Raw genomic sequence first — 12,463 nt, 5'->3', positions numbered from 1 at the left:
CAATCTCCCGCATAGCTCTGGTCGAGGTCGCGCAGGGTCATCTCCCGGGCGCGGTCGTCCTCGATGAATTCGGCGCGCAGCCGCAGGCGGGTGATCGGGGTGCGCAGGTCGTGGCTGATCGCGGCGAGCATCTGCGTGCGGTCGTCGAGCAGGCGCAGCACGCGGGCGCGCATCCGGTCGAGGGCGCGGGCGAGCGCCAGCACCTCCTCCGGCCCGCGCTTCGGCAGGGGCGGCGGCTCCTCGGCGGTGCCGAAGGCCTCCGCCGCCGCCGCGAGGCCGGCCAGCGGCGCGGTGAGGGCCCGCGTCGCCCAGAACGACAGCAGGGTGAGGCTGAGCCCCAGGAACACGAAGGTGAAGACGATGGCGCCCTGCGCCGGCGGGCGTGGGTGGTCGTCGGGCAGGACCGCCCGCAGCCGCGCCCCCGCCGGGGTGGTAATGCCGATCTGCAGGATCCCGGTCTGCTCCCGGTCGTGCCGGGGCGCCAGATCGGTGACCGGCAGCGCCCGGCCGAAGCCGTCGCGCAGGCGCTCGACCAGGGGATGGTGCTCGACCTCCTCCGATTCGCCCGCCTCGCCCACTTCGGCCGGCGGCGCGGTGCCGTCCCAGGGGGCGATGCGCAGGGTCGGCAGGCTGCGGGCCGCCGCCCGGATCAGCCCCTCGCGCTCCTCCGGGGCGGCGGCGTCGAGCAGGCGGGCCACGGTGGAGAGCCGGGTCGCGGCGACGCCGGGCCGCTCGTCCGGCCGCCACGGCTCGCGCAGGGCCAGCACCGCGATCGTCGCGAGCACGTGGGCGGCGAGCAGGGCCGCGACGACGAGGAGCGCGATCTGCCTGGCGGCCTTGCGCGGGCGCGGCCAGGGGAGACGCAGCCAGGGCAGGCGCCGGGCCGGGCGGTTCGCCGCCTCTGTTGCTGCCCTTGCCGCCCCCCTTGCCGCCGTTCCCTCCGCTGCCCCGTTCATGACCGCCCGATCTCCGGCGCGAACAGATAGCCACCCGAGCGGATCGTGCGGATGATCTCGGGGTTGCGCGGGTCGCGCTCGATCTTCTGGCGGATGCGGGAGACCAGCACGTCGATGCTGCGCTCGAACGGGCCCGCCGCCCGGCCCTGGGTCAGGTCGAGGAGCTGGTCGCGGGAGAGCACCCGGCCCGGCCGCAGGCACAGGGCGTGCAACAGGTCGAACTCGGCCCCCGTGATCGAGATGCGGGCGCCCTCCGGGCTCAGCACCTGCCGCAGGCCGACATCGAGGGTCCAGCCCATGAAGTGGAAGCGGCGCGTCCCCTCCCCGTCCTGCGGCTCGGAGCCCTTGCGCCGCAGGATCGCCCGGATGCGCGCCAGCAATTCGCGCGGGTTGAACGGCTTGCCGAGATAATCGTCGGCGCCGATCTCCAGGCCGACGATCCGGTCGATCTCCTCCGATTTCGCCGTCAGCATCAGGATCGGCACCTGCGAGCCGGCGCGCAGGCGCCGGCACAGGCTGAGGCCGTCCTCACCGGGCAGCATCAGGTCGAGGACGATGAGGTCGACCCGTGCGTCGGCCAGCACCCGGTCCATCTCGCGCCCGTCCCCCGCCAAGCTCACCCGGCAATCGTTGGCGCGCAGGTAGCGCGCGACGAGCGCGCTGATCTCGCGGTCGTCCTCGACGACGAGGATATGGGGCGTCGGCAGATTCGTGGTCATGGCAGAAACCGTCTTACGCCCGCCCGGCGCTCTCCCGGAAGCATGGGCGGCGCCCTGGATTGTAACGAGGGGTTTCCGGGGCCCGCTTCGACATCTGCGGCAACAATCCCGTGCGGCAGGATGCCCGCGATGGCCTGCTCGATTGCCCTGCTGCGCGCCGATTCCTATGTCGGGGGAACGTGCTCGACCGGTCCGGGCGCGGGAGGAGAACCCCCATGCAGAGCTCGAACCGCCTTTTCGACGACGTCGCCCGCCTGTTCACCGATGCCGCCGGGGCGGCCCAGGGCGTGCGCCGCGAGGCCGAGACGATGTTCAAGGGACAGGTGGAGCGCCTGATCCGCGACATGGACGTCGCGACCCGCGAGGAGGTGGACGTGCTGCGCGACCTCGTCGCGGCCCTGCGCAGCCAGAACGATGCCCTGGCCGCGCGGGTCACCGCCCTGGAGGCCCGGCTCGGCGCCGAGCCGGGCGGCGCCGGCAGCACGGAATCGGTGTGAGGCTCCATCCCAAGAGGATCCCAAGAGGGAAGACGAATCCGGATTTCTTTGCACAGGAAGCAGCGGTGGATAGCCGCGTTGCCCACCGCTGATGCCGGGACGACGCTTTGAAGCCCGCGGGGGGCGCGGGCTATAAACGTTTCGACGTTGATTCGCCCCGGCGGAAAGGTGGAACCGGACCCCGGGATCGTGAAATCTGGATTGAACCCCTCCGCAGGACGGAGATCGACGGGGGTCGCCTCGATTCCCGTCACGGCCCTGCTTTGCCCGCCGGCCCGATCGATCGCATCGACCGGGTCGACAACTTGGATCGCCATGACCCAGCTCAACCTCATCGAAGACACCGACCGGCCGGAGCACCCGCTCGACGTCGTCGAGCGTCTCGCCTCGCTGCGGGACTGGATCTTCGACCGTGTCGAGACAGACGAGATGTCCGTCTCCGTCTCGGGCCGCTGGGCCGAGTATCAGGTCGCCTTCACCTGGATCGAGGAGGTCGAGGCGCTGCACGTGGCCGCCGCCTTCGACCTGAAGGTGCCGGAGCGGCGCCGGGCCGAGATCCTGCGCCTCGTCTCCCTGGTCAACGAGCAGCTCTGGATCGGCCATTTCGACCTGTGGTCGTCGGACAGCGTGGTGATGTTCCGCCACGCGCTGCTGCTCACAGACGGGGTCGCGCCGACGCAGGGGCAATGCGCGATGATGATGAAGACCGCCACCGATGCCTGCGAGCGCTACTACCAAGCCTTCCAGTTCGTGCTCTGGGCCGGCAAGGATGCCCGCGAATCCCTCGACGCGGTTCTGTTCGAGACCGAGGGCGAGGCGTGAGCCGCCCTTGATCCGGCGCGCCCGGGATGGGATCGAGGGCGCATGACGCGCGACCACGCCCCCGCCTCCGAATCGCCCGGCCGTGACCGGGCGGCCTCCTTTCCCACTCCCCTGGTGCTGATCGGGGCCGGCAAGATGGGCTCGGCCCTGCTGCGGGGCTGGCTCGCCGACGGGCTCGACCCCGGGGCGGTGACGGTCGTCGATCCGCAGCCCTCGCCCGAAATCGCCCTGCTCTGTGCCGAGCGCGGCCTGCGCCTCAACCCGACGGACGCAGCCCCGGCCGGGGCCCTGGTGCTCGGCATCAAGCCGCAGGTTCTCGATGAGGCGGCAGCGGCCCTCGGGGCCTGGATCGGCCCGGACACCCTCGTGCTCTCGATCCTCGCCGGAAAGACCCTGGCCGACCTGAAGCGTCGCCTGCCCGGGGCGCGGGCGCTGGTGCGGGTGATGCCCAACCTGCCCGCCAGCATCGGCCGGGGCGCCACCGGCGCCGTGGGCAGCCCCGAGGTCGGGCCCGACGCGCGGGCCGGCGCGGAGGCGCTGCTCGCCAGTTCCGGTCTCGTCGCCTGGCTCGACGACGAGGGGCTGATCGATGCGGTGACGGCGGTCTCGGGCTCGGGGCCGGCCTATGTCTTCCTGCTCGCCGAAGCCCTGGCCGAGGCGGGCGTCGCGGCGGGCCTGCCGCGCGACCTGTCGGCGCAGCTCGCCCGCGCCACCGTCGCCGGAGCCGGCGCCCTGCTCGACGCCGATCCGCGCGAGGCGGGACAATTGCGCCGGGACGTGACCTCGCCGGGCGGCACCACCGCCGCGGCTTTGGCCGTGCTGATGCGCGAGGGTGGCCTTCCCGCCCTGATGACGGAAGCCGTCGCGGCGGCGCGGCGCCGGGCGGGCGAATTGTCCGGCTGACCGGCGGACCGCTTCAAGCCGGCGGCTTCGCGCCTTACATGAGACCGGACCCGAACACGGAGCACGGATCATGGACACGGCCCCCGAGCCGACAACCGGCGGCACGTCCGGTTCCTCGACATCTGGCAAGCCTGACTCTGCCGAGTCCCAAGCAGGCAAGTCTCACTCAGGCAAGCCGAACCCCCGCGAGGCGGCGGTCGAGGCGCTGATGCGGCTCGCCGCCGAGCAGCCCTGGAACGACATCGAGGTCGGCGACATCGCCCGCGAGGCCGGTCTGAGCCTTGCGGAGCTGCGCGACCTGTTTCCCTCGAAGGGGGCGGTGCTCGGCGGGCTGTCGCGGATCATCGACCGGGCGGTGCTGGAGGCCGATACCAGCGACCTCGCCGAGGAGCCGGCCCGCGAGCGCCTGTTCGACGTGCTGATGCGCCGCCTCGACGCGATGACGCCCTACAAGCCGGCCCTGCGCCGCATCGCCTTCGCCCTGCGGGGCGACCCGCTCTCGATGCTGGCGCTCAACGGGGTCGCCCTCAACTCCCACCGCTACATGCTGGCCGCCGCCGGCATCGACACGGAGGGGCCGCTCGGGCGGCTCAAGATCCAGGGCACCGTGATCGCCTTCAGCCGCACGGTCGAGGTGTGGCTCGACGACGACGACCCGGCCCTGGCCCGCACCATGGCCAAGCTCGACCGCGAGATCCGCCGCGGCGAGACGATCATGGAGCGCGCCGACGACGCCCGCCGCCTCACGGCGCCCCTGCGCGCCCTCGGCCGAGCCCTGTTGGAGCGCCGCCCGCGCCGCGACCGGACCGAGCCGCGCGACGGCGAGGCGGAGGAGCGCGACCCGGCCGCGGCGATCTGACATCGGACAAAGGAAAGCCGGCCGGCATGGTGCCGACTGGCTTCACCGGGATGTCTCGCGAGGTGCAGGGGCTCTGCGCCGCAATTTTGCAAGAAGTCGTGGCGCGCCGCTTCTGCGCCTCCGGGATAATTGCTATCGATCCCAGCCGTTCAGGTCGCACAGTGTCATGAAATCGTGGACCGTGATGAGGTCCGCCTCAAGAAGAGCCAGGGCCTCGTCTCGGCTCTTGATCGCATCGCTGTTCATGGAAATGTGCCCCACCGTTCATCTATGCTGAGAACGGCGAGTCGAAGGGTAGGTTCCGCGCGGGTTTCTCTCGATCAAGGCGCCGCTCTGGCGGCGGGCGGGGCCCGAGATCGACCCTGTCCGCCGGTTCACCCGCTGGAAGCTGTTTCAGCCGCGACCGTCCATCGCCGCCTGCATCTGCGCGAGTTGCGAAAGGTGCGGCCTGATCCGCGGCATCGCACCCGCCGCGGCGCGGCGCAGGGCCGGGTCGCCGCCCGCCTGCGCGTCGGAGCCGTGGATCTGGTCCGCCTCCTGGTGGCCCTGGAGCGATGCGTTGACGAACATCGCGTCGTATGCGGGGCCGCCTGCCGTCCCGGAGAGCTGCGACAGGATCTCGAGCCCTTTGCTCATCTGTGGTCAGGCCGGTCGGCGCGCCGACGGTGGCCACGCCCCCGCCACCTGCACGGGCGGGGAGCGTGGAAGGGCTCTGCCGGCCCCGGCCTCAGGCCGTCGCGGCCATAACAAGGCCGTCCTCGGCCGAGGCCGGGACGCGGGCGGGCAGCGTCGTGAACATCTCGATGTCGTCGGCGAATTGCTCGACGATCTCGCCGGAATTGGCGAGACAGACTGGCAGATAGTCGGGCAGCGAGGGCGCTGGCGCGAAGCCTTCGTCGAGGAGGCGCGTGTTGGTGAAGGTGAGATCGAGGGCGCAGAAGGCGTAGTAGGCCCGCGTGGCGCGCAGCATCGCCTGCTTGAGCGAACCGTCGAGGCCGAACACCTCGGCGAACCGCTTGCGCAGGGCAGCGCGGTCCCGGGCGAGATCGAAGCGTCGGAAGCGGCGCACGCCGTCGCTCGGCTCGGCCTTCTCGAAGGCGGCGATCACGTCGGCCCAGGAGGTGCGGCCGTGCTCGCCCGCCGAGAGGTGATAGAGGCTGTGCTTGAGGTCCGGCTTCATCAGGAGGTCGACCAGCGTCCGCGCGACCCAATCGGCCGGGACGATGTCGACATGGCTCTCGGGTGCGCAGGGCAGCATGCGCAGGGCATCCGCCGCGCGCAGCACCCAGAGGATGCTGGAACTCGGAGCGGCGCCGAGGCTTGCATGGCCGACGACGATCGAGGGCCGGGCGACGACGACGGGCAGATCCGGGAAGTGCTCGGCGAGGGAGAGCTCGGTCGCCGCCTTCGACACCGTATAGGCGACGATGTGGCGGGCCTCCGCCGCAGGATAGGCGGTCTCCGTGACGAGGCTCGGGGCGTCGGCGCCGCAGATCATTGCCGTTCCGACATGCAGAAAGCGCTGCAGGCTCGGCATGGCCTGGGCGCGGCGCGCCAGGGCGAGGGTGCCGTCGTGATTGGTCCGGTAGACCCGTTCGTCGCCCCACCAGGAGGTGTCCGCGGCCAGATGCAGGACATGGGTGCAGTTGTCGAGCCGCGGATCCATGTCCCGGTCGGCGCAGGTGAAGTCGCCGGGCACGATCTCGACCTGGCGAGCCAGGCGCTGGGCCGTGAAGGCGTCGGTGAAGCGGGCGAGGCGCTGAGCGATGCGCTGGCGCCCCTGCTCGACATTGGCGCAGCGCACGAGGCAGACCCAGGTTGTGCCGTCGTCCCGGTCGAGAACGTGATGAAGCACCGCGCCGCCGATGAGACCGGTGGCGCCCGTCAACAGAATGCGTGCCAAGTCTGCCTCCCCCTTTGAGGATGAGGCATAGCCAGTAACTTTTGGAAATAATCCGTCCGAAAACGGCATAATGCGGGATTAAAATAAAGCGTTGCTGTTTTGCAACAGAGAGATCACAAAGTGATGATCGCGCCGGCAGCGGCGTGAGCGGGCGCACGTCACGCGCCGATGTAGGGCTGCCTTGTGCAACCCCAGGCTTGATGAAGCAGAAAAGTTCTCGTTCTCGTCGCGACGGGGCTTCGTCGGGGCCATCCGGCCGGCCCTGCCCGATCCGGAGCGGCAGCGCTCTGGAGGGCGTCGCTCACACTCGCCCCACGAACTCGCCCCACGAACTCGCATCGAGGCCTGCCCCCGGAGGGGGGATCAGCGCCTGCTCGCGTCCGCCATCCTGGCAGACGCCTTTCCCCTTGCTTCGAGGTGGCGCGCGCAGGCTCGGCCGCGCAGCATCCTCGCCGGAGCGGATTCCCCGGAGCGGATGTCGTCGCGATTGGGGCCGGGCCGCATCGGGGCGCCCTGCCCGGTCAGGGCGTCGGCTGGAAGCTGTAGATGGCGCCGATGGCCACCGTCACGCCGTCGCTGGTGCCGAGGCGACGGACGATGGGGCTCGCTGCGGCGGAGGCGATCAGGCGGTCGTAGCGGACATAGCCGACCGTCTGCCACGCCTCCGACCAATCGTAGCCGAGGGCCACCGTCGCGCCGACGGAGCGGGGACCGCCGCTGGCGCGGTAGGGCGCGAAGAACGGGTTCACGGCAGCGGAGGCGGCGGGCACGTCGAAATCGAGCCGCATCGCCGCGGTGTCGCCGAGGACGAAGCGGGGGCCGCCGCTCAGGGTGAAGCGTCCGTAGCGGCCGACGAGGTCGGCGGCGAGCTTGGCCACGATTCCGTCATGGGCGCGGACGCCCTGGGTGACCTCCGCCCGCAGCCGCAGCGTGTCGTCGATGGGCCAAGCCTCGACGAACAGGCCGAGGCCGACCGTGTTGGGCAGGCGCGGCAGTCCCGCGAGGCGGCGGTCGTCGGAGGCGCCGCGGCCGTTGCGGAAGTCGAGCACGGCGCCGATCAGGAGCGGGCGCTCGCCGAGGAGGGTGGCATCGACCGCATCGTCGGGCGAGAACCATTCCCGCGGCTCGTCGGCCTTGCGGAACGAGGCATAGGGCATGGCCCAGAGCCCGAATTCGCGAGCGCCCTGAAAGCGGGGCCCTCCGCCGGCGAAGCCGCCGACGGAGATCACGGTGCCGGGTGCGAACAGGACGGACAGATCGTCGGCGCGGGAGGGTGGGGCGACGAGGAGCGCGGCTGCGAGCCCCGCCAAGCCCGTCTTTCGGATCGTGCGCGCCCGCAGAGAGCGCCTGTCCGGGGTCACGCCCGGCCGCTGCCTGCGACGGCTCACCGCTGAGTTCTCCAGAAACGTCGGCGACGCCGATCCCCGGACGGCCGGTAGCACGAAAGCGGCCATGTTTCGCCCTCGCCCGGAGAGCACCGCCCGTTCTCGTGAATGATCGGTTATCGGCCGCCGCCCCTCCGAGGGCCGTCGCCGTACTGGATGCAGACGGGTCCGTTGCAGCATTCGAGCTTGAGCATTCAGATAAAGGGCACTCCGCCGTCGGCGCGCCGGCCCTCCTCTGCACCGTCCAATACGCCCGCAACCGGATCGTCCTCATCGTGCAGAGCCTGCTGCACTACCGGATCGGGGCCCGGCTGCTTCGCCGCCGTCAGCGGCCCCTCGAGTGGGGCGGGACCACCCTGGTGAAGATCAGTCCGGCCTACCGGAAGGCGAGACCAGCTTTCGAGCCGATGCTCTGAACACCCGCTTCCAAGAGGCGGCTGGACCATTGCCGAATGTTCGGCGAATTGAAGAATGAAACGAGCTTCGCACAATCGGATTAGTCCCGAATGTCGGCGTGTCGGAGTGTGAGATTGCTCAGTATCGTGGTGCTGGTCGGTGGATCGACTTGTTTTTCGCTTCGTTGAGGGACGCTTCGAAACCACGGGTTCGGTGAACGACGTCCCGTCATCACAATCGAGCGACACACATGTTGAAGCCGATCTTCCCGTTTCGGGCCGGGTGCCGGGCCAAGCCCCGGTGCCACCGAACCGACGATCGTCCCGTCGCAGGCTGTCCCGAATTCCGGGCGCGGCGTTCCGGTCCGCCGGCCCCATGCGGAGGAGGGCCGGATGGCTCACGATCTCCTGAGATGCAGACGGTGCAGGCAGCCGATCCTCGGCGATGCCCGGTGCTGCCCGCATTGTGCGGTGGCCCGGCCGGTCCCCGCGCGGATACCGTCGCCCGCCCTGCTGTTCGGAGCATTGGCCGTCGTGATCGGCCTCCTCGGACTGCATCGTTACGACGACACCTTCCCCGCCTCGCTCGTCGGGCAGGTCGCCGCCGCCACCCGAGCGGCCGGCGACGCGGCCCGGAGCGTCCTGGCGGCTGATGCCCCGCCTCCATCGGACCGCGAGGCGACCGCCTGCCGGGCGCGGGGTGGCACCGCGGTTCAGGTTCCGGAGCCCGGTGGCGGGATCGCGCGGCGCTGCGCCGTCACTTTCGACGATGCCAGTATGAAATGATCTTTTGTCCTTTCAGTATCATGGGCGATTTGTTGCGAGTATCGTATTTTGATTAATTCGAATTGTTCGTGCCGAGATGAGAACGGATGTTGTAAGAGACTGCTTGGAGGATGCTCGTGCTGAGGCCGCCTTCGCCTGTATCCGCTCTGTCGGCGCCGCAGAACTTCATCGCAGAGGATGCGCCGCGGCGCGCATCCCGACGTCGCCGGCGGATCGTCTCGCTCACACTCATCATCGCCATGATCGGCGTCGGATCTTTGCTGGCGATGACGGGGGATTACGGGCAGGCATCCAGACGGGACGGCGCTGCCGTCGCGGCGCACCAGCCGGACCGGCAGATGAGCCTGTCGGACAGGATCGAGCGTGAACGGGATCTCGTCGCGCAATGGAGGCGGCTCGATCTGCCGTCCTCGGCGCACGCTGCCTCTCCGGCGACTTCACAAGACCGCGCTCAAGCCACTTCCCCATCGTCCGGCGCTGCGCCAGCCGAGGCCCTTTCGCGGACGGAGCCCTCCCCCGGCGCGAACCTGCCGCAGCCTGCGGACCGGACCGAGACCACGGCCAGCATCGCGGATACGCCCGCCGCCAGTCTGCGCGACGGGGGCCGGCTCTCCACCGAGGCCGCCCCGCATCACGGGAATACCATCGACCGGGCCGATCTCTATCTCAGGCGCGGCCAGTACACGATCGCGCGCTACCTCTACGAGGAAGCGTATCGCGACGGTGAGATCCTCGGGGCCGTCGGCATGGCCAAGAGTTACGACACGGCTTACCTCAAACCCCTCGGTCTGAAGAGCAAGGGCGACCCGCAGAAATCGCGGATCTGGTATCGGCGCGCGTCCGAACTGAGTGTCAAGCGCCGCCAGGAAGCACCGTGATCCTGGGGAGCGCACGGCACCCGAGCCTGAGCCCGTCGGGAGCCGAAGGGATCGACGGCCCATGGCGGTTCCAGGCGGGAAACTTTTCGTGGCGCTGGCTTCTTTTGCTTGGACGAAGCCAGAGAGGATGACGATGTCGGACAGGAAGGCGAACGGGGACGCGCCGGGCGCTCGGCCAACCGGCCAAGGCGACGGGCGCGAGGAGCGGACGGAAGAGGTGCCGGAGGCCGGACCGACCGCGCCTGCATCGGTGGAAGGGGAAAGGCCCGGTCCGCAGACGGGGGGATATGACCGGCAATCGCCGGATCGCTCTTCCGACAATGCGAGGGGCGGATACGGCGCCGGTTGATCCGGTTTCCGCTCGGATCCAAGCGGTCACCGGATCGGCCAGCCCGCGCGGGGTTTGAGCGAAGCCCAAATCCGCCATCCCGAAGGGATCAAACGAATTTGGTATGAAACGACCCCGTCGTTCCGAAAGGTTCGGCGGGGGTCGGATGCCGGCCGGACGGGAGGGGCGCGCGGTGACCCTCCCAGCTTAGCGGGACTGCCGCATCACATCCGGTGACGCATGCTGCGGTGATGACGATGCATCATCCGCTTCCGCATCATGTGCCGGCGCATCATCATGCGCTCGCGCCCCGTCATGTGCACCGGCGTGACGCCGGTTTCGGCCTGGAGACCGGCGGGGGTGATCGGGGCGGCCGACGCGTTGCCGGACGCGAAGGTGAAGCCGCCGAGCAGAACAGCTAGGGCGAGCGTGGTCTTCTTCATCATCCTCTCCTTGGGAGCGTAAGGCCGTCCCAGGCGGAGGGGATAGGTGTCATTTTCCTGCCAAGGTTCCCTGACGGGGCGGATTTCTCTTTTCGCGGGCGGAGCGGGGAAAGGATCGTCCCCGACAGCGCGCCCTGCCGGGAAGGGCGGGTGCTCAAGCCGGGAAACCGACCGCAGCGGTCGAACCATGCCCGCAGGTCTTCGTTCCCTTCCGGGAGGCCGGCATGAAGAATTCCATGATGAGCCTGTGGTTCTCGACGGCGAAGCGCGCCGCGGGGTGGTGGATGGGCCATGCCGTCAACGCCGTACGCCGCCAGCAGCGGGCGGGACTCGCCGAAATGACGAGGGCGGCTATGGGAACGAAGCCGAAGCGCAAGCGCAGGGCCAGGAAGCAGCGGCCTGGCTCCAAATCCCTGTTTTAACGCAGATCGGGTAATCGGGCCTTCGCCAGCCGTCCCCGCCTCGCGGATCGTGGCAAGCTGCTCGATGGTGTAACCTGGTCTGCCGGCGAGGACGCCCGCGACCGATCATCCGGGAGCAGGGTTATGCGCTACTATGCCGGTCTCGATGTCTCGTTGGCCGAGACCTCGGTGTGCGTCGTCGATGAGGAGGGCAAGATCCTCCGCGAGGCCAAAGTCGCGAGCGAGCCGGAGGCACTGGCAACATGGCTCGGCGCTCTCGGCCTACCGCTCACCCGCGTCGGCCTGGAGACCGGAGCGCTCGCAGGCTGGCTCTGCGAGGAGATGACCGAACTCGGTGTGCCTAACGTCGTGTGCATGGCCGCGCGGCACGCCCGCGCGGCAATGGTCGCGATGACCCATAAGACCGACCGCAACGACGCGCGGCCTTGCTCAGATGCTCCGCACCGGCTGGTTCCGGCAGGTCCATGTGAAGGCACGCCGCACAATGGAGCTGCGCACACTGCTCACCAGCCGCAAGACGCTGGTGCTGAAGATCGGCGACGTGGAAAACCAGATCTGCGGTTCACTGCATTTGTTCGGGATCAAGCTCGGCACGGCCAAGTGGCGGACGTTTTCCGAGCGGGTGCGCGAACTGACGGCCGACCTCCCGCGCGTCGCCGCCATCCTCGACGTGTTGTTGCAGGCGCACTCGGCGATGCTGCTCTCGTTCGACCGACTTCAACCGCATGGTGCTGGAGTTCGCCCGCGAGCACGCGGTCTGTCGCCGCCTGATGACGGTGCCGGGCGTCGGTGCGGTGGTGGGTCTGACCTTCATCGCGGCCATCGAGGACCTAGCCCGCTTCGTCAAGTCGCGCTCGGTCGGGGCGATCCTCGGCATGGTGCCGCGCAAGCATCAGTCCGGGGAGGTGGACCGCAACGGGCGGATCACGAAGACGGGCGATACCGAGGCGCGGGCGGCGCTGTTCGAGGCGGCGCACGTGATGCTGCACCGGGTGAAGAAGTGGTCCGGGCTGAAGGCTTGGGCCACGAAGGTGGCGCAGCGCCAGGGCAACAAGCGCGCGACGGTGGCGCTGGCGCGCAAGATGGCGGTGGTGATGCACCGGATGTGGGGAGACCGCACGACCTTCCGCTTCGGCGCGGTCGAGGCGCCAGCCACGACAGCCGCGT

General features: G+C 69.8%; 14 protein-coding genes and 1 pseudogene. 9 read left to right on the top strand and 6 right to left on the bottom strand.

Annotation, left to right across the window (positions count from 1 at the left end; translation table 11 throughout):
* Together MZTS_RS18585 and MZTS_RS18580 are read right to left on the bottom strand one after the other, a co-directional pair.
* Positions 1-956, bottom strand: a 956-nt coding sequence (locus MZTS_RS18585) for a histidine kinase dimerization/phospho-acceptor domain-containing protein (protein WP_192284971.1), incomplete at its 3' end; no start/stop codon positions are given.
* Complete coding sequence (locus MZTS_RS18580) at positions 953-1,675, bottom strand: response regulator (protein WP_009865547.1); 723 nt, start codon at positions 1,673-1,675, stop codon at positions 953-955. The genes MZTS_RS18585 and MZTS_RS18580, both read right to left, overlap by 4 nt.
* Positions 1,676-1,890: 215 nt before the next feature.
* Here MZTS_RS18580 and MZTS_RS18575 point away from each other — a divergent pair, with 215 nt between their 5' ends.
* From MZTS_RS18575 to MZTS_RS18560, 4 genes are all read left to right on the top strand, one after another.
* Positions 1,891-2,172: an accessory factor UbiK family protein gene (locus MZTS_RS18575; protein WP_009865546.1), complete on the top strand. Its 282-nt coding sequence runs from the start codon at positions 1,891-1,893 to the stop codon at positions 2,170-2,172.
* A gap of 315 nt (positions 2,173-2,487) precedes the next feature.
* Positions 2,488-2,994, top strand: coding sequence for a type III secretion system chaperone family protein (locus MZTS_RS18570; RefSeq protein ID WP_192284970.1), 507 nt, complete (start codon positions 2,488-2,490; stop codon positions 2,992-2,994).
* A 42-nt stretch (positions 2,995-3,036) separates the two neighbouring features.
* Positions 3,037-3,897 (top strand): pyrroline-5-carboxylate reductase, encoded by an 861-nt coding sequence (gene proC / locus MZTS_RS18565; RefSeq protein WP_192284969.1) that lies wholly within the window; start codon positions 3,037-3,039, stop codon positions 3,895-3,897.
* A 70-nt stretch (positions 3,898-3,967) separates the two neighbouring features.
* On the top strand, positions 3,968-4,756 hold the full coding sequence (locus tag MZTS_RS18560) for a TetR/AcrR family transcriptional regulator (protein ID WP_192284968.1): 789 nt from the start codon (positions 3,968-3,970) through the stop codon (positions 4,754-4,756).
* Positions 4,757-5,149: 393 nt separating this feature from the next.
* Here the strand turns inward: MZTS_RS18560 and MZTS_RS18555 are convergent, their stop codons facing one another.
* From MZTS_RS18555 to MZTS_RS18545, 3 genes are all read right to left on the bottom strand, one after another.
* Positions 5,150-5,392, bottom strand: coding sequence for a DUF4142 domain-containing protein (locus MZTS_RS18555; protein ID WP_009865898.1), 243 nt, complete (start codon positions 5,390-5,392; stop codon positions 5,150-5,152).
* Positions 5,393-5,483: 91 nt separating this feature from the next.
* Complete coding sequence (locus MZTS_RS18550; RefSeq protein WP_246482175.1) at positions 5,484-6,659, bottom strand: SDR family oxidoreductase; 1,176 nt, start codon at positions 6,657-6,659, stop codon at positions 5,484-5,486.
* 521 nt (positions 6,660-7,180) lie between these two features.
* Complete coding sequence (locus tag MZTS_RS18545; RefSeq protein ID WP_192284967.1) at positions 7,181-8,047, bottom strand: MipA/OmpV family protein; 867 nt, start codon at positions 8,045-8,047, stop codon at positions 7,181-7,183.
* Positions 8,048-8,319: 272 nt separating this feature from the next.
* On the opposite strand from MZTS_RS18545, the gene MZTS_RS18540 reads away from it, so the two are divergent.
* The 3 genes from MZTS_RS18540 (at position 8,320) to MZTS_RS18530 (ending at position 10,103) form a co-directional block, all read left to right on the top strand.
* Entirely contained in the window at positions 8,320-8,460 is a 141-nt protein-coding gene (locus MZTS_RS18540) for a hypothetical protein (RefSeq protein WP_192284966.1), read from the top strand.
* Positions 8,461-8,973: 513 nt separating this feature from the next.
* Positions 8,974-9,225, top strand: coding sequence for a hypothetical protein (locus MZTS_RS18535; protein WP_192284965.1), 252 nt, complete (start codon positions 8,974-8,976; stop codon positions 9,223-9,225).
* Positions 9,226-9,335: 110 nt separating this feature from the next.
* Positions 9,336-10,103, top strand: a complete 768-nt coding sequence (locus tag MZTS_RS18530; RefSeq protein WP_192284964.1) for a hypothetical protein — start codon at positions 9,336-9,338, stop codon at positions 10,101-10,103.
* A gap of 552 nt (positions 10,104-10,655) precedes the next feature.
* Here the strand turns inward: MZTS_RS18530 and MZTS_RS18525 are convergent.
* The gene (locus tag MZTS_RS18525) at positions 10,656-10,874 is read right to left on the bottom strand and encodes a hypothetical protein (protein ID WP_192284972.1); all 219 of its coding nucleotides are present in this window, start codon (positions 10,872-10,874) and stop codon (positions 10,656-10,658) included.
* A 224-nt stretch (positions 10,875-11,098) separates the two neighbouring features.
* Between MZTS_RS18525 and MZTS_RS25005 the strand changes: the two genes are divergently transcribed.
* Positions 11,099-11,296, top strand: coding sequence for a hypothetical protein (locus tag MZTS_RS25005; protein WP_210329359.1), 198 nt, complete (start codon positions 11,099-11,101; stop codon positions 11,294-11,296).
* Between the two features lie 123 nt (positions 11,297-11,419).
* Positions 11,420-12,463, top strand: a pseudogene (locus tag MZTS_RS18520) (IS110 family RNA-guided transposase); the annotation flags it as partial.

It is taken from the genome of Methylorubrum zatmanii, from assembly GCF_014845115.1.
Lineage (GTDB): Bacteria > Pseudomonadota > Alphaproteobacteria > Rhizobiales > Beijerinckiaceae > Methylobacterium > Methylobacterium zatmanii.
Note: the sequence above shows the minus strand (reverse complement) of the source record. Positions and strands in the feature narration are given on the sequence as shown.

Coding starts and splice junctions, on each gene's coding strand:
- MZTS_RS18580 (WP_009865547.1), bottom strand. CDS start 1,675: ATGACCACGAATCTGCCGACGCCCCATATCCTCGTCGTCGAGGACGAC.
- MZTS_RS18575 (WP_009865546.1), top strand. CDS start 1,891: ATGCAGAGCTCGAACCGCCTTTTCGACGACGTCGCCCGCCTGTTCACC.
- MZTS_RS18570 (WP_192284970.1), top strand. CDS start 2,488: ATGACCCAGCTCAACCTCATCGAAGACACCGACCGGCCGGAGCACCCG.
- proC (WP_192284969.1), top strand. CDS start 3,037: ATGACGCGCGACCACGCCCCCGCCTCCGAATCGCCCGGCCGTGACCGG.
- MZTS_RS18560 (WP_192284968.1), top strand. CDS start 3,968: ATGGACACGGCCCCCGAGCCGACAACCGGCGGCACGTCCGGTTCCTCG.
- MZTS_RS18555 (WP_009865898.1), bottom strand. CDS start 5,392: ATGAGCAAAGGGCTCGAGATCCTGTCGCAGCTCTCCGGGACGGCAGGC.
- MZTS_RS18530 (WP_192284964.1), top strand. CDS start 9,336: ATGCTCGTGCTGAGGCCGCCTTCGCCTGTATCCGCTCTGTCGGCGCCG.
- MZTS_RS18525 (WP_192284972.1), bottom strand. CDS start 10,874: ATGAAGAAGACCACGCTCGCCCTAGCTGTTCTGCTCGGCGGCTTCACC.
- MZTS_RS25005 (WP_210329359.1), top strand. CDS start 11,099: ATGAAGAATTCCATGATGAGCCTGTGGTTCTCGACGGCGAAGCGCGCC.